16 protein-coding genes are annotated in these 22951 nt (G+C 60.8%); 3 read left to right on the top strand and 13 right to left on the bottom strand.

Annotated features, from left to right (window positions below; all coding sequences use genetic code 11):
- The first annotated feature begins 54 nt into the window (after window positions 1-54).
- Window positions 55-2232, top strand: a complete 2178-nt coding sequence (locus AC0IYN_RS09355; protein WP_471841168.1) for a glycoside hydrolase — start codon at window positions 55-57, stop codon at window positions 2230-2232.
- Between the two features lie 164 nt (window positions 2233-2396).
- Here AC0IYN_RS09355 and AC0IYN_RS09350 read toward each other — a convergent pair whose 3' ends face one another.
- The 12 genes from AC0IYN_RS09350 to AC0IYN_RS09295 all read right to left on the bottom strand — a co-directional run bounded on the left by AC0IYN_RS09350 (window position 2397) and on the right by AC0IYN_RS09295 (window position 14367).
- A complete protein-coding gene (locus AC0IYN_RS09350) occupies window positions 2397-3023 on the bottom strand; it encodes a class I SAM-dependent methyltransferase (RefSeq protein WP_406597279.1) in 627 nt (208 codons plus the stop codon).
- Between the two features lie 40 nt (window positions 3024-3063).
- The gene (locus tag AC0IYN_RS09345) at window positions 3064-3708 is read right to left on the bottom strand and encodes a methionine ABC transporter permease (protein ID WP_016974994.1); all 645 of its coding nucleotides are present in this window, start codon (window positions 3706-3708) and stop codon (window positions 3064-3066) included.
- Window positions 3698-4813 (bottom strand): methionine ABC transporter ATP-binding protein, encoded by a 1116-nt coding sequence (locus tag AC0IYN_RS09340; RefSeq protein WP_457238288.1) that lies wholly within the window; start codon window positions 4811-4813, stop codon window positions 3698-3700. Before AC0IYN_RS09340 ends, AC0IYN_RS09345 begins: the two co-directional genes overlap by 11 nt.
- Window positions 4810-5625, bottom strand: a complete 816-nt coding sequence (locus AC0IYN_RS09335) for a MetQ/NlpA family ABC transporter substrate-binding protein (protein WP_471841164.1) — start codon at window positions 5623-5625, stop codon at window positions 4810-4812. The genes AC0IYN_RS09340 and AC0IYN_RS09335 overlap by 4 nt, the downstream gene beginning before the upstream one ends.
- A 121-nt stretch (window positions 5626-5746) precedes the next feature.
- Window positions 5747-7099 (bottom strand): LLM class flavin-dependent oxidoreductase, encoded by a 1353-nt coding sequence (locus AC0IYN_RS09330; protein ID WP_457238289.1) that lies wholly within the window; start codon window positions 7097-7099, stop codon window positions 5747-5749.
- Window positions 7099-8292 (bottom strand): SfnB family sulfur acquisition oxidoreductase, encoded by a 1194-nt coding sequence (locus tag AC0IYN_RS09325; RefSeq protein ID WP_406597283.1) that lies wholly within the window; start codon window positions 8290-8292, stop codon window positions 7099-7101. The genes AC0IYN_RS09330 and AC0IYN_RS09325 overlap by 1 nt, the downstream gene beginning before the upstream one ends.
- Window positions 8293-8316: 24 nt before the next feature.
- The gene (locus tag AC0IYN_RS09320; protein ID WP_406597284.1) at window positions 8317-9558 is read right to left on the bottom strand and encodes an SfnB family sulfur acquisition oxidoreductase; all 1242 of its coding nucleotides are present in this window, start codon (window positions 9556-9558) and stop codon (window positions 8317-8319) included.
- 187 nt (window positions 9559-9745) lie between these two features.
- Window positions 9746-10510: a hypothetical protein gene (locus AC0IYN_RS09315; protein ID WP_406597285.1), complete on the bottom strand. Its 765-nt coding sequence runs from the start codon at window positions 10508-10510 to the stop codon at window positions 9746-9748.
- A gap of 370 nt (window positions 10511-10880) precedes the next feature.
- The gene (tcyN, locus tag AC0IYN_RS09310) at window positions 10881-11627 is read right to left on the bottom strand and encodes an L-cystine ABC transporter ATP-binding protein TcyN (protein ID WP_406597286.1); all 747 of its coding nucleotides are present in this window, start codon (window positions 11625-11627) and stop codon (window positions 10881-10883) included.
- A gap of 3 nt (window positions 11628-11630) precedes the next feature.
- Window positions 11631-12296, bottom strand: a complete 666-nt coding sequence (tcyL, locus tag AC0IYN_RS09305; protein WP_010214112.1) for a cystine ABC transporter permease — start codon at window positions 12294-12296, stop codon at window positions 11631-11633.
- Window positions 12296-13090, bottom strand: coding sequence for a cystine ABC transporter substrate-binding protein (tcyJ, locus tag AC0IYN_RS09300; RefSeq protein ID WP_406597287.1), 795 nt, complete (start codon window positions 13088-13090; stop codon window positions 12296-12298). The genes tcyL and tcyJ overlap by 1 nt, the downstream gene beginning before the upstream one ends.
- Before the next feature lie 281 nt (window positions 13091-13371).
- The gene (locus AC0IYN_RS09295) at window positions 13372-14367 is read right to left on the bottom strand and encodes a D-cysteine desulfhydrase (RefSeq protein WP_406597288.1); all 996 of its coding nucleotides are present in this window, start codon (window positions 14365-14367) and stop codon (window positions 13372-13374) included.
- Between the two features lie 166 nt (window positions 14368-14533).
- Here AC0IYN_RS09295 and epsC point away from each other — a divergent pair, with 166 nt between their 5' ends.
- Complete coding sequence (gene epsC / locus AC0IYN_RS09290) at window positions 14534-15460, top strand: serine O-acetyltransferase EpsC (protein ID WP_078046371.1); 927 nt, start codon at window positions 14534-14536, stop codon at window positions 15458-15460.
- Between the two features lie 10 nt (window positions 15461-15470).
- Here the strand turns inward: epsC and AC0IYN_RS09285 are convergent, their stop codons facing one another.
- Window positions 15471-20591 carry a dermonecrotic toxin domain-containing protein gene (locus AC0IYN_RS09285; RefSeq protein ID WP_471841162.1) on the bottom strand — a complete coding sequence of 1707 codons (5121 nt, stop codon included), beginning with the start codon at window positions 20589-20591 and terminating at the stop codon, window positions 15471-15473.
- Window positions 20592-20956: 365 nt separating this feature from the next.
- On the opposite strand from AC0IYN_RS09285, the gene betT reads away from it, so the two are divergent.
- Entirely contained in the window at window positions 20957-22918 is a 1962-nt protein-coding gene (betT, locus tag AC0IYN_RS09280; protein ID WP_406597302.1) for a choline transporter BetT, read from the top strand.
- The last annotated feature ends 33 nt before the right edge of the window (window positions 22919-22951 follow it).

The raw sequence follows: 22951 nt of genomic DNA, 5'->3' as shown, positions 1-22951 counted from the left end.
GCCAGTCCTAGAGTGTTCTACCCTCCCGACTTCACCTCGTTCGGGTCCAATCCCATGCGCTACCTGCGTTCTGTTTCGTTACTCTGCGGTCTGTTCCTTTCGCCGCTGACGTTCGCCACCGTTCTGGAAAACGCCCTGTGGCGGGTCGAGCTCGACCCGGCAACCCTGGCCCTCCGCGTTACGCCCAACGGCCAACCGGCGGTACAAGCTTCCAGCGGCGTCGTGGCCCGTACCGTCAGCCAACTTGAACACCACCCTCAGCAAGCGAGCTGGCAATGGGATGACGGCGCCTTCCGGGTAAGCGCCAGCCTTGAGCAACGCGACCTGCTGCTGTCCATCACGGCGCGGGAAGCGGGTGAGCTGCCGATCCTCATGCAACCGGCGAGTGCCCTGGGCCAGGGGCTGATGTGGCCGTTGGCCGAGGGGCATTACGTGCCCACGGGAAATGCCGAGTGGAAGGGTTTCCTGCTGGAACAAGGGGATTTAAACACCACTCAGGACCTCAGCTTGCCCCTGTGGGGGCTGGACCACGGGCGCTTCACCTTGAACTGGTTGCTGACCAACCCCTACAACAATCGCCTGCACTGGCAGGCTGGTATGGCACTGTCAGTGGCCCATGAATTCACGGCCCTCGACCCGGCCACACCCATGACCCTGCTGTTGCACCTGGGGGATGCCGATCCGTTGGCCGGCGCCAAGCGCTACCGCCAATGGTTGGTAGCGCAGGGCCGTTATGAAACGTTGGCCGACAAACTGCGAAACACGCCCGAAGCCGAGAAGCTGCTGGGCGCCAGTCATGTCTACCTGTGGGGCAATGACTTGCTGGCGCCCGAGGATGTGCGCGATTGGCCGCTGTTGCGCACGCGCTTGCGCGGGCATGCACTCCAGGGCTTGTTTGACAAGGAGTCCGCCAAGCTCCTGGCGCAGGGTGCCGCCTTGAATCGCTATGAGCAGACGGTCGTGCTCCGGGGCCTGAACGCCGCGATCAACAAAAAGGCTCGGCAGAGCTGGCAGGTAGAAGAACCCGACATGACCCGGCTCGCCGCGCGCTATGGCGAGCTGCGTAGCGAACTGGCCGTGGACTTTGCCGGGGCCCTGAGCGATACCCCTGCACATTGGGGCAGCCAGGTGATCCAGTCACTGCGCAGCTCAGGCCTGCCGCGCTTGCTGCTGACCCTGGGCGAAGGCTGGGAAGGCGGCCTCTGGCACCCCGAGGCGATTCGGGCCGGGGTCGACGCGGGCTTCTTGATGGCCCCTTACGACTCCTATGAAACCGCGCTGTCCGCCACGGAAAACCCGGATTGGACCACCGCTCACCTGGGCGGCAGGGCGTACCGCGAGTGCGCGATTGTGCTGAAGGACGGCAAGCTGAAAACCGGTTTCCAGCAGTCCGGCCACTACACCGACCCACGTTGCGTGCGGCCTCTGTTGGAGGCTCGCGTAAAGGCTATCCAGGCCAAGGCGGGCTTCAACGCCTGGTTCCTCGATGCCTACGCCACCAGCATGGTGTTCGACAGCTACCGTGACGGCGCCCGGATGATCCAGGCACAGAACGCCGAAGGCAACATCGACGCTTCGCGCTGGCTCAATACCGCGCTCAAGTTGCCCGCCGGTTCCGAAGACGGCAACGCGATCACCGCCGAAGGCATTCTGTTCGCCCATGGCATGCAGACGCCCGTGATTGGCTGGGGAGATCACGCGATGGCCCAGGACAAGCAGTCGCCTTATTACGTAGGTAATTGGTATCCGCCGGAGCAACCCGCCGTGTTCTTCAAGTCGGTGCCGTTGAAGGAGCCTTATCGTACGGTGCATTTCGAACCGACCCTGCGCCTGCCGCTGTACCAGGCGGTGTTCCACGGTTCGGTGATCACCACGCATCACTGGCTGTTCGACAGCTTGAAGCTGAGCAATGTGCAGGCTGAGAACGAGTTGACGCAGTTGCTCTACAACGTGCCGCCGCTGTATCACGTGAGTGCGTCGACGCTCAAGCAGCGGCTGCCGTTGATACAGCGTCAGGACCGGGTTTTCCGGCCATTGCATCAACGGTTGGCCACCCAGGCGATGACGGGTTTTCGTTGGTTGACGGCGGATAGGCAGGTGCAGGAAACCACCTTTGCCGATGGGACGCGGTTGGTGGCGAATTTTTCTTCAGCGGAAAAAGAAGGGTATGCGGGGTATAGCCTCACGGTGCTCGATGTGGGGGGGAGCGCTTTGGTGTATCAAGTGAAATAGCAATCGCCGGTACGGCGCTCGACCTCTGGCCAGGGAGCTTGCTCCCGCCAGCGGCCTGACAAACGTCCGCTCCCTAGCTGTAACCCCGCGATCTAACTGTAGGAGCTGGCTTGCCAGCGATGGCGGCGGTGCGGTGTACATATCCGTTATTCAGGTAACGGCGGCTAAAGCTTGCGCCACACACTGGCCAACCAAGGTTGCTGCGCCCGAGGCAAGCCTGCGGGGCGATAGTAATGCTCCAGCTCTACAAATCCTGCCTGCGTCAGCAGCGCCTGCCAGGCCTCCAGGTCGTGATACGACCCATACCGAGGTCCATTCCAGCCTTCCTGGTTTTCACCCCGGGGGTTGGAGCTGAATAGGACGCCGCCCGGCTTCAATGCGCCTTGCATCTGCTTGAGCACACGGGGAAGTTCCTGTTTGGGAATATGAAACAGCACCGCATTGGCAAAAATGCCGTCGAAGCGTTCGGCAGGCAGGTCCAGCTTCAGGAAGTCCTGCTGCATCACTTCACAGCCACTGTCTTCCCGCGCCATCTGCGCGAACCGCTCCGAGCCGTCCAGCCCCACGGCGATATGCCCCATGCGGGTAAAAGTCTGCAAGTCGCGCCCCGGCCCGCAGCCGAAATCCAGCACGGTGAACGGCGCGGTGCCCTGGATATGCCGCAGCAGCGCGTCGATGTTCTGGCTTACATCGTGGTCGCGGGTGCCTTCGCGAAAGTCCTCGGCCACTGCGTTGTAATGGCCGAGGGTGGTGGCGGTGATGGTGTTGAGGTCGTCGGGCTTGAGGGTCATGACGGGGAATACCGGGCGTCTTCGATGGCCCGACTATACCTCACCTCTTGTTGAGAACCCGAGCCAGGCGATCACCGCCCAACTGAATCACCGCCACAAGGATCACCAGCAGCACAATCACGGTGAGCATGATCTGCGTATCAAAACGCTGGTAGCCGTAGCGGTAGGCAATGTCGCCCAGGCCGCCCGCGCCAATCGCGCCGGCCATGGCCGACGAGTTGATCATGGTCACCAGGGTGATGGTGAACCCGCCGACAATCCCCGGCAGCGCTTCCGGCAACAGCACGTGCCAGATGATGTGCCACCGGCGGCAGCCCATGGCTTGTGCCGCTTCGATCAGGCCGTGGTCGACCTCGCGCAGGCTCACCTCGGCAATGCGCGCAAAAAACGGTGTGGCGGCGATGGTCAGCGGCACCACGGCGGCCCATACGCCGTAGGTGGTGCCCACGATCAGCCGCGTGAATGGGATCAACGCCACCATCAGGATCAGGAACGGAATCGAGCGGAACAGATTGACGAACGCCCCCAGTACGCGGTTCAACGCCGGTGCCTGGTAGATGCCGCCTTTGTCGCTGGTGACCAGAAACACCGCCAGCGGGATGCCCACCAGCAACGCAATCAACGATGACACGCCGACCATCAACAAGGTGTCGATGGCGCCCTGCACTAAACGATCAAACCACATAGCCCAGCACCTCCACCTGTTGTGCCCAATTGCCGGCGCGGTTGCGCAGTTCTTCTGCGTTGTGAGGCGAGCCATTCACCGCCAGCAGCAGTTGACCGAGGGCATGCCCCTGGATGCGTTCCACGCCGCCTTGCAGCAAGCGCACGCGACCGCCGAGGGCGCTGAACAGCGCGGCCAGGTCCGGCTCGTCGGTATCACTGCCGGTGAATTGCAGCCGCAGCACTATCGCCGCGTCGAGGGTCGCCGGTTTGGCCTGCAAGCGGCTGTGCAACTCGTCCGGCAGCCCATGTTGCAGCGGTGCCAGCAGGGTCTTGCTGACCTCATGCTGCGGGTTGCCGAACACTTGCCACACCGGGCCCTGCTCGACGACACGCCCATGCTCCAGCACCACCACGCGGTCGCAGATTTCGCGGATCACCGCCATTTCATGGGTGATCAATACGATGGTCAGGCCCAGGCGCTGGTTGATCTCGCGCAGCAGGCCGAGGATCGATTGGGTGGTCTCCGGGTCGAGGGCCGACGTGGCCTCGTCGCACAGCAAAATCTGTGGGTCGTGTACCAGCGAACGGGCGATGCCCACGCGCTGTTTCTGCCCACCGGACAGTTGCGCCGGGTAGGACGTGTGCTTGTCTTGCAGCCCCACCAGCTCCAGCAGCTCGCGCACCTTCTGCTCGCGCTGGGGCTTGGGAACGCCCGCCACTTTCAGCGGCAACTCGACGTTCTGCCACACCGTCTTGGCTGACATCAGGTTGAAGTGCTGGAAGATCATGCCGATGCGCCGACGCAGCGCCACCAAGTGGTCTTCGTCGAAGTCACCGATGTCGACCTGATCGATCAACACCCGCCCGCTGCTGGGTTGTTCCAGGCGGTTGATGGTGCGGATCAGCGACGACTTGCCGGCGCCGCTGCGGCCAATGATGCCGAACACTTCACCGCGCTGGATCGCCAGGTCGATGCCCTGCAAGGCGTGCACAGTGCCGTCGTAGGTCTTGCCCAGGTTGATAAAGCGCACGTGGGCACGGTTCAGGTCAGGGTGCAGTTCTGTCTGCTCGGCGTCCCTGGGCGGCAAGCCCAGGTCGCGCAGTTGAGAGTGGGCGGCGGTCATTTTTTATCTTCCCAGCCGACCTGGTAGAGCTTGCCCAGGGATTTATCCAACGCAGCGCGGACTACGGGCGAATGCTGGTAGATGTCGACGAACTTGATCACGCGCGGGTCGGTCTTGCTCTTGGGCTGGATCACGAACTGGATCACGTACTCCGGGTGGTCGAGGCCGTCGAACAGCAGTGCCGACTCGGCATCGAAGGTCTTGGACAGGCGGATATACGCCGGGTAGCCCTGCACCAGATCGGCGTCGTCATAGGCGCGTACCAGTTGCACGGCCTCGACTTGCAGGATCTTGATCTTCTTTGGATTGGAAACGATGTCCTCTTCGGTGGCCTTGTAGCCCACGCCTGGCTTGAGGGTGATCAGCCCGGCCTTTGCCAGCAATTGCAGGCCGCGACCGCTGTTGATCGGGTCGTTGGCAATCGCCACGCTGGCGCCTTCGGGCAGGTCGCTGATGCTCTTGTACTTCTTCGAATACAGGCCGACATTGTTGATGATGCCCGGCGCGTATGGCACCAGGTCAAAGCCGGCGGCGGCCTTGGCGTTTTCCAGGAACGGGATGTGCTGGAAGTAGTTCACGTCGATATCGCCAGCGGCCAGGCTGACGTTGGGCGCGATCCAGTCGGTGAACTCCACCAGCTCGACCTTCAGGCCTTGCTTGCCCGCTTCGGCCACCGCGGCTTCCAGGGGAATGGCGAAGGCGGCGGTGGTGCCGATTTTCAACGGTGCATCAGCGGCGAACACCGCCGAGCTGAACAGTCCGAAAGCCAGGGCCAGTGCTTTGACTGGGTGGGTGAGGAGCGTGTTTTTCATAATGGTTTTCCAGTCATAAGGTGTCGTTGTTAATAACGCGATCAACTGTGGGAGCCGGCTTGCCGGCGATAGCGGTCTGTCTGATCTACCGCCTTCGCCGGCAAGCCGGCGCCTACTGGGGTCAGTGGCGGTAGGTGGATCCGGTGTGGCGTTCGGGCAGGCGAGCCGTGGCGTGGAAGACTTTTTCCCTCAACGTGCCGGTCTCATAGGCGGTCTTGTACGAGCCACGGCGCTGCAACTCCGGCACCACCAGGTCGATAAAGTCCACGTAGCTTTCGGGCGTGACGATGCGCGTGAGGTTGAAGCCATCCAGGCCGGTTTCGCTGATCCAGGATTCCAGCTCGTCGGCGACCTGTTCGGGCGAGCCGACCAGGGTGATATAGCGGCCGCCGAGGGCGTGCTGTTCCAGCAATTTGCGCCGGGTCCAGTCGTTGTTCTGCAGGTTCTTGGTGGCCGACTGGATCGCGTTGCTCTTCACGTACTGGATCGGTTCGTCCAGTTCGTACTGGGCAAAATCGATGGCGGTGGACGCCGAGAAATGCGCCACGCCGGCTTCCGGGCTGGCATAGCTCAGGTATTCGGCGTGCTTGGCCCAGGCAAGCGCCTCGGTGGCGCCCACGATCACGTTGAGGCCCATGAACACCTTGATGTCATCCGGATGGCGCCCGGCCTCGACCGCACTGGCACGCACCTTGTCGACTTGGACCTTGGTCGCCGCCTTGTTCTGCCCGCTGATGAATACACATTCGGCGTGCCGCCCGGCGAACAGCAAGCCGCGGTCCGAACTGCCAGCCTGGAACAGCACCGGTGTGCGTTGCGGCGAGGGTTCGCACAGGTGATAACCCTCCACCTGGTAGAACTCGCCGTGGTGCTCGACCTTGTGCACCTTGCCCGGCTGCGCGTACACCCGCGCCTGCGGGTCGTTGAGCACCGCACCGTCTTCCCAGCTGCCTTCCCAGAGTTTGTAGAGCACCTCCAGGTATTCATCGGCCTGGTCGTAACGGCGGTCATGTTCGACCTGCTCGGTAAGGCCCATGGCCTTGGCAGCGCTGTCGAGGTAGCCGGTGACGATGTTCCAACCCACCCGGCCACGGCTGAGGTGGTCCAGCGTGGACATGCGCCGGGCGAACAGATACGGCGGCTCGTAGGTGAGGTTGGCAGTGAGGCCGAAACCGAGATTCCGGGTGACCGCCGCCATGGCCGAAACCAGCAGCAGCGGGTCATTCACCGGCAGTTGGATCGACTCCTTGAGCGGCACATCGACCGAGTTCTGGTACACGTCGTAGACGCCGACGATATCGGCGATGAACAGGCCATCGAACAGGCCGCGCTCCAGGGTTTGCGCCAGGTCGGTCCAGTATTCGATCGTCTTGTACTGGGTGGACGTGTCCCGCGGGTGGGTCCACAGTCCGTGGTTGATATGCCCGATGCAGTTCATGTTGAAGGCATTGAGCAGGATTTTCTTCTTCGCCATCAGATGGTCCCCCGCAGCGGTGGGTTTTCATCGTTGAGGTAGTAATTGCCTACTGCGTGATACTTCCAGCGCACCGGGTCGTGCAGGGTGTGCACGCGGGCGTTGCGCCAGTGACGGTCGAGGCCGTGCTCGGCCAGGGTCGCCTGGCTGCCGGCGAGTTCGAACAAGGTGCTGCCGGCGGCCAGGGAGATTTCGGTGCTCAAGGCGCGCACTTCGGCGACGGCAATCGAGGCAGCCGCCACCGTCTCGGCATTGCTGTCGGCCTGGGCGCGGTCGAGGAATTCGCCGGAGCGTTCCAGCAGCGCTTCGGCGGCGTGCAGGCGGATGCTCAGGTGGCCGAAGCTTTTCAGGGTCAGCGGGTCTTCGGTGGCCTTGTCGTTGCCGGCGTCGATCCATGGGCGGGTCTTGGTGCGCACGAAGTGCAGCGCATCTTCGAAGGCCGCGCGGGCGATACCGGTGTCGATGGCGGCGTGAAGAATCTGCGCCAGGGGGCCGACCGTGGTCGGGCGCTCGAAAGCGCTCTGGAACGGGATCACGTCTTGCGCCGCGACCCACACGTTGTCGAACACCACCGAACCGCTGCCGGTGGTGCGCTGGCCGAAGCCGCTCCAGTCATCGATCACGCTCAGGCCTTCGCTGTCGCGCGGGACAAAGGCGAGGTGCTGCACGCCATGTTCATCCACCACCGAGGTGGGGATACGCTGGGCGTAGATCGCACCGGTGGAATAGAACTTGCGGCCGCTGATACGGAAACCGTCACCGTCGCGGGTGATTTTGGTGACGCGGTCATGGGCGGTCTTGGTGCCCAGTTCCGCCAGGGCGTTGCCGAAACGCTGGCCGGCCAATACTTCGGCGTACAGGCGCTGTTGTTGCGCCGGGCTGCCGTTCACACGCAGCACTTCCAGGGCATAGAAATGGTTTTGCGGGATCTGGCCCAGGGACGCATCCGCCTGGGCGATCAGGGCGATGACCTTGGCCAGGGTGACGTTGGAAACGCCCGCGCCGCCGAATTCCTTGGGTACGCTGATGCCCCACAGGCCGGAGCGCGAGAACACGTCCAGTTCGGGCAAGGGCAGGCGGCGCTCGCGGTCACGCTGGGCGCTGTCGCGGCGGAAGTCTTCGGCCAGGTCGCTGGCGACAATAAGGGCTTGTTCGTCGCTGGTAATGACCGCGACGGGGTGAGAGAAAGTCATGATGTTCTCCAGAGGTCTGGTCGGTCAGATCCAGGAATGGCGAGCCGGCAAGGTACCGTTCAATCGATAGGCGCCGATGGCGTGATACTTCCAGCGCACCGGGTCGTGCAGGGTGTGCACGCGGGCGTTGCGCCAATGACGGTCGAGGTTGAATTCGGCAAGGGTGGCGCGGCTGCCGGCCAGTTCGAAGAGCTTTTCGCTGACCAGCAGCGACACTTCGGTGGTCAGTACCTTGGCCTCGGCCACCGCAATGGATGCGCGCGCAGCGGATTGCGCGGTGATCGGCGCGGCGCTGACCTGGTCCAGCACCTGGCCGGCCTTGCGCAGCAGGGCTTCGGCGGCGTGCAGTTCGATCTTCAGCTTGCCGATGTCGGCGATTACATACAGGTCATCGCTGGCGCGTTCGACCTTGGCGTCGATCCATGGGCGCGAGCGCTCACGCACGAAGGCGATGGTGTCATCCAGCGCGCCACGGGCGATGCCGGCGTCGATGGCCGCCTGGATCAGCTGCGAGACGGCGCCCTGGATAGTCGGGTTTTCGCCGATGCGCCAGTTCTCAACTACCAGCTCCGCGTCCACCGGCACCTGGTCCAGCAGCACGGTGCCGCTGGCGGTGGTGCGCTGGCCGAAGCCCGACCAATCGTCAACGATGCGCAGGCCTTCGGTGCCACGACGCACGAACGCCATGACTTGCTTGCCGTCATCGTTCAGGGCCTTCACGGCCACCCAGTGGGCAAACAATGCGCCGGTGGAATAGAACTTCTGGCCGCTGATCACATAGCCGTCACCCTCGGCGGTGATGCGCGCCTTGAGTTCCAGGGTGTTCTTGGTGCCGCGTTCCGGGCCGCCATTGCCGATGCGCCAGCCGTCGAGGACGCTCTGGAACAGCTGCTTTTTCTGGCGTTCGGTGGCGGCGCCCTGCAACAGGTGCAGGATGCCGAAATGATTTTGCGGGATCTGCCCGAGGGCCGGGTCTGCCGCGCTGATGATTGCGAACACGTCGGCCAGGGTCACGAACGACACCTGCGGCCCGCCGTACTCACGGGGAATGGAAATACTGCCCAGCCCACTGCGGGTGAATTGCTCGATCTGCGCCCACGGCAGCTTGCGTTGCCGGTCGCGTTTGGCGGCTTGCAGGCGTGCAGCCTGGGCCAACTCATGGGCCGCCTTCAGCGCCTCTGCATCGTTGCGCAGCACGGCGGCCGGCAACAGCAGGGGAGCGACATCCAGATCACTCTGGGGGGGTGTTAGAGCCAAGTTAGACATCAGCGCCGCTCCTTGGCTGCACGTAATGCCCTGGCGTTACGCACCGGGGTAATTCTGACCATACCGACCTCGCATTCAATGAAATAAAAACAGAAGAATCAGGAATGTCCGGTGGTCCGGTGTATATACCCTAAGCGTGTTAAATATTTAAATAAACTAACTTTTGGGAATATGCATAGAAGGTCTGTCACCCCGGTTCGCAAGGTGAACCGATAGGGCGTGGCTGATAGATCAGCGCCGTCCCGGCGGGCCGGGACTCTGCCTCACTGGCGATGCGCAGGGTGCGGGCGGGCGCCCAGCGTGAATTGTTGCCGACGCGGTCAAGAATGCAGTACGTCACTTCCAGCCGACAGTCGTCTCCCGCTTCGATAATCAGCGTCGAAGGCACCCATACCTGTACCGCCAGGCCGACTTCCCTGGCCCGGATTTTCGGCAGATCCAGGCGCACATCGCCCCAGCGCAAGGTGATGGCATCGCCGGTGGTCATGTGCAGGTAGGGCTCGATGGTCAGGGGAATACCGCGCCGCACCTGGCTGGCGTTGACGCCGTAGCGGCGGATGGTGTCGGGCAGGCCCACGGGGGCGAGGTTCTGGTTTTCGTCACAGCAAAGGGGCGAGGGCTGGCCGCCTGGGCAAAGGGTCTTTACACGCACTCGCGTCACGGCGGAGCGAGCAGGGGTGTGGCCGACTTGCATGACTTGGTAATGCACCTGCGTCGGCCCCTCCAGTACAAAACTCTCTGGTACCCGCAGGTGAGTGAACTCGCCGATCTTGCCGCTGGTGATCCGACGTGAAGCGGCGAAACAGTTGTTCCAGAACAGCTCGATCAGGTCGCCTTCATCCATGCCGGGATACGGTGGGATGTCGACCTGCAAGTGCGCAGCGGCCAGGGCATTGATGCCATTGCCGACGGCCTGGGGCAGTGTCGGGGCAGTGAGCAGGGGGTGCGTCATAAGTAATCTCCTTGATGCAGCCAGCAGCAATCGCTCCGGACCTTTGGCGCAGGTGCGCGCGGTGGGCCGAACGAAACGATTCAGTGAATAGCCGGGATAGGATCCAATCCTCTGGGTGCTAGATAAGAGGGTTGGCCGAGGGGCGTCAATGGCGGCAAAGGGCTAAACGGCGGTGTTGGCGTGATTCAGAAGGGTCTGACTGAGGCGGGGATATTCAGGCGGGTGTGGTCGGGTGTTTTTCAGGTTGGAATGAGGACTTCGTGTAGGAACAGGCTTGTGTGCGCGCTGGCTTGCCTGCGAAGGCGTCGCCACGGTGAGACAGGTCACCGAGGTGGCTGCGTCGCAGGCAGGCCAGCACCCACACAAAGCCTCAGTGGGCGAGGAATTTACTCAGGAACTGCTTGGTACGCTCTTCCTTAGGGTTGGCGAACAGTGCCTTGGCTTCGCCTTGTTCCACGATCACGCCCTTGTCGAAAAAGATCACCCGATTGGCCACATCGCGGGCGAAGCTCATCTCGTGGGTGACGATGACCATGGTGCGGTTTTCCTCGGCGAGGCTGCGAATGGTTGCCAGCACTTCGCCCACCAACTCCGGGTCAAGGGCCGAGGTAGGTTCGTCGAACAGAATCACCTCCGGCTCCATGGCCAGCGCCCGGGCAATGGCCACGCGCTGCTGTTGGCCACCGGACAGGCGCCGTGGGTAGGCGTCTTCCTTGCCCGCCAGGCCGACCCTGGCCAGCAGCTTGCGCCCCAGCGCGACAGCGGCCTCGTGGGGCATCTTCTTGACCACGGTGGGGCCTTCGATGACGTTTTCCAGCGCGGTGCGATGGGGGAACAGGTTGAAGCTCTGGAACACAAAACCCACGTGCTGGCGCAGGCGCCGCACCTGGCTCTGTTGCTGGTTGATCGGCTTGCTGGTGTCGATCTCGATGTCGCCCACCTTGATGCGCCCGCTGGTGGGTTGTTCGAGGAAATTCAGGCAGCGCAGGAAGGTGGTCTTGCCGGAACCGCTGGGGCCGATGATGGCGATGACTTCGCCTTCCTTGACCTCAAGGTCGATGCCGTTGAGCACCACCTGACCCTTGAATTGTTTGGTCAGTTTTTCAACCACGATCATGCTTCAGGACTCCAGGTCATGCCGGTTGACCCGGTCTTCCAGACGATTCTGCAAATGCGCCAGGATGCTCGCCAAAATCCAGTAGATCAGGGCTGCGGACAGGTACATGGTGAAGATTTCGAAGGTCCGCGCAGACACCAGTTGGGCCTGGCGGAACAGCTCGGGCACCTGGATGGTGGCGGCCAGCGCCGTGTCCTTGACCAGCGAAATGAAGCTGTTGCCCAGTGGCGGCAGGGCTGTGCGCATCGCCTGCGGCAGGATGGCCCGGCGCAGGGTCTGCGCACGGGTCATGCCGATACTGGCGGCGGCTTCCCACTGGCCACGCTCGATGGAGCCGATGGCGGCGCGCAGGATTTCACAGGCGTAGGCGGCCATGTTCAGCGAAAAGCCGATCATGGCCGCCGGGATCGGATCCAGCTCGATGCCCACTTGCGGCAAGCCGTAGTAGATCAGGAACAGCTGTACCAGCAAGGGCGTGCCGCGAAAGAACGACACATAGACTCGGGCGAGCCAGCTCACCAGCTTGAAGCGCGACAGGCGCATCAAGGCCAGGCCGAAGCCCAGCAGCAAGCCGAAAAACATCCCGCCGAGGCTGAGGATCACCGTGTAATACGCGCCCTTGAGCAGAAAGGGCGCGGAGTCCAGCGCGAGTTGGAAACCTGCTTCCATTATTGAGTGACGTCAGCGTTGAAGTACTTCTCGGACAGCTTCTTCAAAGTGCCGTCGGCGCGCAGTGTGTCGAGGGCCTTGTTCACAGCAGCCAGCAGTTCAGGCTCGCCTTTGCGCAGGGCAATACCGGCTTCCTGACGGGAGAAGGCAGCACCTGCAGCAGCGGTGTCCTTGGCTTTCTTGGCATATTCCAGGGCGGCCAGGCGGTCAATCAGAATGGCGTCGACACGGCCGATGCGCAGGTCCTGGAACTTGGTTGGGTCATCGTTATAGGTTTTGACGATGGCCTTCGGTTGGTTTTCCTTGAGCCATTGTTCGTAGTTGGTGCCCAGGCCCACACCGATTTTCTTGCCAGCCAGGTCGTCGGCAGTCTTGATGGTGTCGACGTTTTTCGCCAGGGTCAGCGCCTGGATACCGGAGACGGTGTAAGGCGTGGAAAAGTCGTATTTTTGCTTGCGTGCATCGGAGATGGTCACTTGGTTGACCACGGCGTCCAGACGCTTGGATTCCAGGGCCGCGAGGATGCCGTCCCATGGCGTAGCTTGCAGCTTGACCTTCACGCCCAGCTCCTTGGCCAGTGCTTCGGACAGCTCCACCTCGAAACCGGTGAGCTTGCCGCTTTCATCGACAAAGCTGAACGGTGGGTAGGTGCCTTCCAGGCCGATCTTGATCTCGCCTGCTTTCTTGATGTTATCCAGCTGCTCGCCAGCCACTGCCTGGCCGAGCAGGCCAGCCCCGAGTGCCAGGCCCAAAGTGCCAACCAACAATGTGCGACGAAATACAGAAATAGTCATGAAGAGCCCCTGTGTTTTTATGGTGAGCGAAGCAGGTGACGCAGTAGTCGTATCCTGCCTTAAAGCGCGTAGCGCGTCTTCGCCTACGGCGCGACTATAAAGCGGGTTTTTAAGACTTGAAAATAATATAAATATAAATTGTTATTCGATTATTGAATATACGACCTATTTAATGTGGGAGCTGGCTTGCCTGCGATAGCGGTGCAAAGGTCAGCACATCTGTAACTGACAGACCGCCATCGCAGGCAAGCCAGCTCCCACATTTTTTAGTCCGCTTTTATTCAATTGAATACCGAGTTGTAGGCAAATAACGCTGGCGCCCCGCCGGTATGCAGGAAAATGATCGGGCCGTCCTCAAACCGCTGGCGTCCGATACCGTCCAGCAACCCCGCCATGGCCTTGCCAGTGTAGACCGGGTCCAACAGCAGGCCTTCCTGGCTCGCCAGTAACTTGACCGCAGAGAGCGTGCCGGCGTTCGGTTCGCCGTAGCGCGGGCCGAAATATTCGTCCCACAGGATCACGTTGAAGGCTTGGGGAACATCCACACCCAGCAATTCGGCGGTGCGCTCGGCCAGGCCCTGCACTTTCGGGCGTTGGGCTTCGTCGGTTCGCGACACGGTCACGCCAATCACCGGCAGGTTCGGCAACACTTCGCTCAAGGCCAGGGCCAGTCCACTGTGGGTCCCCGCGCTGCCGGACGCCAGCACTACGGCGGAAAACGCGATGCCGCTGGCTTCGATCTGCGCCGCCAGCTCTAGCCCGGCGCGCACGTAACCCAGGGCGCCCAGGGCGTTGGAGCCGCCAATAGGCACCAGGTATGGTTTCTTGCCGTTGCTGCGCAGGCGGTCGGCGAGGGCGTTGAGCTGGTCGTCGACGTTGTCGAGGTTTTCCACCAATTCCACTTTGGCATCGAACAGCTCCAGCAGCAGGCGGTTGCCGTTGCCCAGGTAGTTCAGGTCGTCGGTGCCGGTGGGGTTCTCGAGCAGAGCGACGCAGCCCAGGCCGAGTTTGGCGGCCAGCGCAGCGGTCTGGCGCACGTGGTTGGATTGAATCGCGCCGGCGGTCACCAGGGTATCGGCGCCCTGGGCGATCGCGTCGGCGGCGAGGTATTCGAGCTTGCGCAGCTTGTTGCCGCCCATGGCCAGCGGCGTGGTGTCGTCACGTTTTACGTAGATGTCCCTGCCCGACCAGGCCGACAGCCGCTCGAGTTTTTCCAACGCAGTGGCGCCGCCCAACAGTTCCAGGCGGTTAAAACGGTCGAGCTGTTGTTTGATCATGGCTACGCACGGTTGCTAAGTGATGGGGCGACTATAGGCAGGCACTTTTCATCGGGCAACCGCCAATCGCTTATTCCGGATGGTTCTTGATATCACACCATTGGTTCTTAAGGGCGGCCAGGGTGCATACCGTAAAGTGAGCGCCATTACGTCAGGAGTGAATACCGTGAGTGAGCGTTCCAGTCATTGGCAATTACAGACCATCGTCAGCCAGTTGCGCGGCGCCCGGGACCAGTGGCGAACGCGCAATGGGCGATTGAGTGGCGAGCATGGCGGCCGCGAGTTGCCCTCGCGCGAAGCCGTGGCGCAGATCCTGGAGTCGCTGTGCGGCGCGCTGTTCCCCATGCGCCTGGGGCCGGTGGACCTGCGAGAAGAAAGCGAAGATTTCTACGTCGGCCACACCCTGGATGTGGCGCTCAATGCGTTGCTCGCCCAGGCCCGCCTGGAGTTGCGTTATGCCGCGCGCCAAGGCGGCCAGGATGACAGTGCTGTCGACGCCCACGCTATCCGACTGATCCAGGATTTCGCCCTGGCCCTGCCGTCCCTGCGCAGCCTGTTGGACACCGACGTGCTGGCCGCCTACCACGGCGACCCCGCCGCTCGCAGCGTGGATGAAGTGCTGCTGTGCTACCCCGGGATCCTGGCGGTGATTCACCACCGCCTGGCGCACCACCTGTACCGCGCCGGTTTGCCGTTGTTGGCGCGCATCAGTGCCGAGATCGCCCACTCGGCCACGGGGATCGATATCCACCCCGGTGCGCAAATCGGCCCGAGCTTCTTTATCGACCACGGGACCGGGGTGGTGATCGGTGAAACCGCGATCATCGGCGAGCGGGTGCGCATCTACCAGGCCGTGACCCTGGGTGCCAAACGCTTCCCGGCGGATGAGGACGGGCAGTTGCAGAAGGGCCACCCGCGTCACCCGATTGTCGAGGACGATGTGGTGATCTACGCCGGCGCAACCATCCTGGGGCGCATCACCATCGGCAAGGGCTCGACCATTGGCGGCAACGTCTGGCTGACGCGCAGCGTGCCGGCGGGGGCGAACATCACCCAGGCGAATTTGCAGCACGATGATGGGACACAGAAGTAAGTGTTTTGAGTCAGTCGTCGAGCCGACTCAGTGACAGGCGGGTCTGCTCGCGCAGCCATTCCTTACGGCGCTCTGCCAGGTCGTTGTAGACCTGGTTATAAAGCGCTTCGGACATGACCTGGTCGGGGATGACCCGGTCCTCTATTTGCAACTCTTCTACTATTTTTTTCAGTTCCAGGCGCCTTTGTGCTTTTTGGTCGTCGCTCAGATCCTGGGCTTGGGCAAACGCTTTTTGCTCGCTGTCCAAGTCGTCGAAGAGTATCAACCGTTGGTTGGCGCTCTCTTCATTTGCCGCATAGTCTTGCGGGTAGCGATCCTTAAGAAGGTTTTCCCAATACGGCTCTTTCAGCATTTCGTCCACTAACCCGTCGCCTTCACTCAGTGCCTGCACGGCGGCGAGTGCATGGGTGATACTTTCTTCAGGCACGTTGGCTGTGTCGCGATACACCATATTGTCGCTGATCCAGGGCAGCTTGAGCCTGCGAGACAAGCGCGTCTGGTAGGCCAGGTAAACGCCCACTTCATCAACCGTGCCGGGTTGGCCGTCGACCATCTGGCTGTTAAATCGCAGACCCTGCCCGCCTTGATTGACAGGTTTGATACGGTTGGCAATGTCCGAGCGGATAACATCGTTCAACAGTTTGAGCCTTGCGGCGCCCCTGGCCAGTACCACTAGCTCGCCTTCCCGTTCGGCGAGCGTTTTGCTGTAACGTTCCGCGCCACGGGCGGTCACCTTGATCCCCATTTCGGTGAAAATCTGACTACCTGCATCAGGGCACAATCCTGGAAAAGTGGACATGCGAAATAGTGTGTCACGCAGCACTTGGTCGTCATGCATGCTCGACAACATGTACCGCACCTGGGAAGTCAAAATGGGGGTGTTCTGTGCGTAGCGCAGTTCATCCTCCGGGTCTTCGAAAAACTCCGGTGGCTCCAACTTTTTGATGACTTCGAAAAAGCCCTGCGAGCCGTGTTCTTTCTCCAGGTCGTCCCATATTTCGTTGTACTTCTCTTGGTTTTCGTCGCTTAACTCGTCAACCCAGAAGTCGGAGTTTCCCTTAGGGGGGTAGGTGCGATGAGGGTCGATCCCGAAATCGGTTTTATACTCGTCCCAGAGATCTCTTGCTGTTGCGTCCAGGGTTAAACGGTCCAGTCGAGCATAAACAACGATAAACGCCTCGTCGGAATGCCTGGCGACCTCGGGAATCGTGGTGATGGGGTTGCCTTGAAGCTGCAGGGTAAACAGCGCGTCTCGGTCCTGCGCGAAGAGCCCTGCTGGCCATTCGCTGATCCCGGTATTGGATAAATCCAGCTCTATCAGATCGGGCATCTTGCTGATATCCGGAACTCGGCCCAGCGGGTTTTTCGCAAGGTCCAACCGACGCAGCCGCGTCAGGTTGCTCAGTTGTTCGACGCTCGCTGGGTTCAAGACAAGCGTGTTGTCGCTCAGGTACAGCTCTTTGAGCAACTTCATATCTGCAATGGCGGGAGGTAGGCTTTCCAGGCTGTTAAAAGACAGGTCCAGCTCTTGCAGATTGGGAAAGTGTCGTAAAAAATCAGCGTGTCTCGTAGAGAAGTTGCATTCACTCACTACCAGATTTGTGACCCGCTCCAGATTGATGGGCAGCGAGGGTAAATCGTCCGGTAATAGAATTTCACTGAGGTCCAGTGTGACTGACCTGTCTTGCGAGCCAGAGGTGTCGTACAGTTTTGTATAGCCCTCGCGCCAGACATTCTTCAGTTGCTCGGCAAAGCGGGTTCTGAACTCTCGTGTGATCGCTTCCAGCCGACTGCCGGCCTCCCCCTTGGTAGGGGAACTGATGTACGCCGCCATCGCCGTGTCAAGGGCTTTTCCTTCCGTTTCTGCGTGCTCCAGTTGCTGCAATACTTCTGGACTTTCGGCCAACCGGGCAAAGTGTTTTACCCCGTGCTCGGACATGTGTGGGAGCAAATGCTTGATGCGCCCCTGCAACGTAACGGGCGTGACCTCTACCCCGCGAAGGGTGCTGGTGTTTCCACCTCCCAACAGTCTGAGTGTTTCAGGTTCGGCGCGCGCCCGGATCGGCGGCTCGGTCATGGTCAGGCGGCGTTGCGAAGGGGCTGTGGTTTTCTCGATCAACCAGGCGCGCAATCGGTCGGCATCGAGAAAGCGCTTGTCCGCAGGCAGTGCCTGGAAGATTGCACTGTAGAAGTCGGTCGGCCCTTGGATCAGTTTGTCTTGAGCGTCGAATAATCGGTATTGCCCATTTCGGTTGCGTACCAGTATCCGAAGGGTTGCGGCATCCTCTGCACCCACCTGAGTGCGCAGGTCGCCTGTCGGGGTTCTCTCGCGGACTAAAATGCGCAGGTTCGCCAGCCCGTCGGAATGAAGCCTCAGCGTGTTGAGTATCAGGCTTTCAGCCTGCGCCGAGGGGGCATCTCCTTTAAGGATCTGTTCGAACATGCGCGAGCTGGTGGTCTCGAAATTCAGTTCCCGGGCCTGGTTTTGCACGTCCAGAGGCAGACGCTTTTCTTCGCTCATGATGCGCAGGTGGCGACGACGAGTATGGGCGAGCAGGCGCTGGGCGACGCTCAGAGGCAAATCGGGGTAACGAGTGCGAAGCAATTGGACATCAGGGGCATCGCTGACCTCCTGCCGGGCGTAGAGGCTGTGGCAGAGGGTTTCACTCTGCCCTTCTATGTACGCAGCCAGTCGCTCGCGCAACGCTTGTTCGCGTTCTTCTTCGGGTAGCAACTCGCCCAGCAGAGCGGTGATTTGCTGCTCATCAAGGAAACCTACGACTTTGTCTGGCAACTTGCCTGACATCACATCGGCAATGCTGAGGAGCAATGCATCGTTGCCAAGTGCGGTTGCATTGCCATAACGCCTTGGGGTCCCTGAAAGGTCGGAACGTGGATACACCAGCAGGGCTTTGTTTTTGGGCCAGCCCTCAAGCTCGGTGACCATTTGTTCGAACCAGTCAGACGAGGGGTCAAGGGACCGCCCTGTGCGAATGTTGTCAACGCTGGTGGTTATCTGTTTTTCGTGATTAAAGCGTTTCAGGGTGTCGGCCAGCAGCGGGGGTGTCGGTTCGTTGTTGATATACATGTGGCGAATTGCCCCAAAATCAACGCCGCTGATGAGACGAATCTGTTCAAGTTCGCCAGCGCTCAGGTTGGCCGTATGTGGGCCGAGACGGCGCAACAACCGTGTGTTGCTCCACATTCGTGGTTGCTCGCCTTGAATCACACAGGCACCACTGCCGTTCAGCGAGGCAGAAGGGGTATAGGCTTCTGCGCGCTTGGGGTGAGCAACGCGGAAGGCTTGAGTGGTGGGGTCCTGCGTTATCTCATAGTGGTTGTTCTCGACCTTCGCTATCTGCTTGCCCTGGTGGTGGTACAAGCCATTGTCTGCAGGCGAGCTGTCCTTAGGCAGGCGCGTGCTTTTGTGCTGGTAAGGCTTCAGGTCGGGGTTCCATAAACGGGTTTCGCCGGAACGCAATTGCACCCGTTGAAGTTGGTCCGTGAACGATGACAGTTTGACTTTGGCGACCTCTGCGATCTCTCCCCCTTTTACGAATAAAAGGAACTGGATCACGCTTTCTGCGACCGATAAGACATGCTCCCACCCCAGGGTCTGCAGGCCCTCGGCCCAGTCCACTATGCCTTCGAAAACGTCATCGAGTATTTGATAGGCGGTGTAGGCCAACATCAGTTCACCCAAAAAGGGCACGAATGGCGTGATGACCTGAAGGGCTGCGTTGAGAATGTCCGAGAACATTTTTTCCAGGTTGTCCCACCATGCCCAGCGGGCCATGCGGTCGGCGTAGTGGGTGGAAATTGCAATTTGCCGGGCATCACTGATCAGTTTGTTGAGCTTGACCCGGTACAGATAGTGCCAGAGGCTGTTCTGGTTGGGGTCAGCGTCACGATTTTGCGAGTCATCCCGAATGGCCACGATGCGAAACCGCAGGTTGGGCGTCTCAATCGGGTCTGCACGCCAGTTGGGGCGGCCGTCATTCGGGGCTCTTTCGTGGAAGCGTACCTTGGAGAGCAGCGCATTGAGCTGGCTGAAGAATGCGCCGCGTTGCTCATGGGCGACGAATTGGCTGAAGAACTGCTGGTAGCTGATCCGCGGCGAACCTGCTTTAGGAACCCGGTCACGCAACTGGCTGGTCAGCTCCTTGAGGAACTCATGCGAGTAAGCATATTCCTTGAGGGGGTGGGCAGGGTCCTCGGGAATGTAGACCAGCATTCTGCGAGGGCCAGCGTCCGTTGGCTTGGGCGCAATAACGAATATTCCGGTCAGGCGCGTATCCAGCAGATCCAGGGTATACAGGTCGAGCGACTGTCCGCCCAGTTGCAGGGGGCCCTCTTTTTGGAGCAGGCCTTGAATGAGTGCGAAGCTGTCCTCGGCGATGTCCTTCCTGGCCAATGCCATATGGGCGGCGCTGGCTAAGCCGGCCTTCATGTTCTCGATGACTTTTTTTCGCAGGGACCTGGCAACCGAGGCACTCTTGTAGCCGAGCGCTACCTCGATGTGCCGTAGATACTGGCCGCCGATATCCAAGTCTCGGCACAGGGCCTTGAAGGTGTTGGCAGTCAACGTTTGCCCGGTCACCTGGTGGGTGAATCTCAACGTTTCGCGTTGTCCTCGTTCGTCCTCCTGGGACAGGAATGTGTAGTCGACGAAGGTTTCCGAGGCCGAAAAATTGTGCAAGGCGGCTTCCAGCAGGGTCGTGGTGCGGGTGGTCACGCCAGGCTGCGTGTTGATTGACCACCACGGCAGTTTGACGGGGGCATAGAGGCGCAGTGAGGTCTGCTGTACATCGATATCGCCGTATTGGCGCAGCGCGTTTTTCAATAGGGGCTCGGCGAAAGCGTTGATGCTGCTCAGGTTTTCGAGCTGTTGATCTACCGCGTTCTGGGTGGACCAATGGGTTTCCATGGCCTGCTTGAAGGGCAGGCGCTGTGCCGCGGCGGCTGCATGACGGTGCTGTTCTGCAATGGCTGGGCGGTGTTGCTTCAAGGCTGTCCGGCGATTTGGCGACGTCTTGAGTAACCAATCGGGCAGTTGCTGTTTGACGAACTCAAAATGAGTCGGTTTAAGTTCCTTCAAAACCAGTGAATGGCTCTTCGGCGTTGCAGACATGATGGGATGACCTCGGAAAGTTTGGGTCATTCAATTGTGTGGAGTTCGTGCGCGATCAGACGGCAAATATTGCTTTGAAGTCGATGAGCGCTCCTGTGCGTTCGTGTTGAACGTTTGTCGCCCCCATCCGTCATACCCTTCCTTGAGCTAGTGTAGGAATTACCTACCATTCAGCCCTGCGATTAGTCCCAGGCCACCTTCCTATGTTTAACTTGAATGTTCGTTCAAGTTAAACCGGTGGTTCGCTGCCCGCTCACAACAGGAGGCTTACCTTTGCTGAGTCCGTTATTGACAGCCACATTCCCTACCCTCGGGGTGCATCGTTCATGAGTGCATCGTCCACCCCATCCAGCGGCCTGGTGCGCATGAATGCGCCCGTTTTCTACTTTGCCGCGAGCTTCATCCTGCTCTTCGGCATCACGGTCATCGCTATTCCGCAACAGGCTGGCGCCTGGCTGCTGGCGGCGCAAAACTGGGCGGCCAATACGGTCGGCTGGTACTACATGCTGGCGATGACCCTGTATCTGGTCTTCGTGGTGGTCACCGCGCTATCGGGCTACGGCAAGATAAAACTCGGTGCCGACCACGACGAGCCCGAATTCAGTTACTTGTCCTGGGCTGGCATGCTGTTCGCCGCCGGGATCAGCATCACGCTGTTCTTCTTCTGCGTGTCCGAGCCGCTGACGCACTTGGTGCAACCGCCCCAGGGCGCGCCAATGAACGCCGACGCTGCGCGCCAGGCCATGCAGATTCTGTTTCTGCACTGGGGCCTGCATGGCTGGGGTGTGTTTGCCTTTGTCGGCATGGCCCTGGCGTACTTCGCCTACCGGCATAACCTGCCGCTGGCGCTGCGTTCGGCGCTGTACCCGCTGATCGGCAAGCGTATCAACGGTCCCATCGGTTATGCGGTGGATGGTTTCGGCATCATCGCTACAGTGTTCGGCCTCGGCGCGGACATGGGCTTTGGCGTTTTGCACCTCAACTCCGGGCTTGATTACCTGTTTGGCATCGCCCACACCCAGTGGATCCAGGTCGGCCTGATCACCCTGATGATGGGCGCCGCGATCCTGGTCGCCGTGGCCGGCGTCGACAAGGGCGTGCGGGTGATGTCCGACATCAACATGCTGCTGGCCTGTGCCCTGTTGTTGTTCGTGCTGTTCGCAGGTCCCACCCAGCATTTGCTCAACACCTTGATCCAGAACATCGGTGACTACCTGGGCGCCTTGCCGACCAAGAGTTTCGATGTGTACGCCTACGATAAACCGAGCGACTGGCTGGGTGGTTGGACGGTGTTCTACTGGGCCTGGTGGATCGCATGGTCGCCGTTCGTGGGCCTGTTCATCGCGCGTATTTCCCGTGGCCGCACCATCCGTGAGTTCGTGTTCGGCGTGCTGCTGATCCCGTTGGGCTTCACCTTGGCGTGGATGTCGATCTTCGGCAATAGCGCCATCGACCAGGTACTCAACCACGGGCTGACCGCGCTCGGCCAGTCGGCCATTGATGACCCGTCGATGAGCCTCTACCTGCTGCTGGAAACCTACCCGTGGAGCAAGACCGTCATCGCGGTCACGGTGTTTATCAGCTTTGTGTTCTTCGTCACCTCCGCCGACTCCGGCACCGTCGTACTGTCGACCCTGTCGTCCAAGGGCGGCAACGCCGACGAAGACGGGCCGAAATGGCTGCGGGTGTTCTGGGGCGCGATGACCGCGCTGGTCACCAGTGCCTTGTTGTTTGCCGGCAGTATCGACTCGCTCAAGTCAGCGGTGGTGCTGACCTCGTTGCCGTTCTCGATGATCTTGCTGCTGATGATGTGGGGGCTGCACAAGGCCTTCTACCTCGAATCGCAGAAACAGATCGCCCAGCTGCATTCGCTGGCGCCGGTGTCGGGCTCCCGCAAGGGCACTGGCGGTTGGCGTCAGCGCTTGAGCCAGGCGGTGCATTTCCCGTCACGCGACGAGGTGTACCGTTTCCTTGAGACCACGGTGCGCCCGGCGATCGAAGAAGTGACGGCGGTGTTTGTCGAAAAAGGCCTTAGCGTCGTCACCCAGCCCGACCCGTCCAACGACAGCGTCAGCCTGGAAATCGGCCACGGCGAAGAGCATCCATTCGTTTACCAGGTGCAGATGCGCGGCTATTTCACACCGTCATTTGCACGCGGTGGCATGGGTTCCAAGCAGCTCAACAACCGTCGCTACTACCGGGCGGAAGTGCATTTGAGCGAGGGCAGCCAGGACTACGATCTGGTCGGCTACACCAAGGAACAGATCATCAACGACATCCTCGACCAGTACGAGCGGCACCTGCAGTTCCTGCATTTGGTGCGCTGAGGTTCAGGCCCCACCAGCTCCGACACCAGGGGC

This window comes from Pseudomonas sp. AC112 (assembly GCF_979253545.1).
This window is presented reverse-complemented; position numbering and strand designations above follow the sequence as displayed.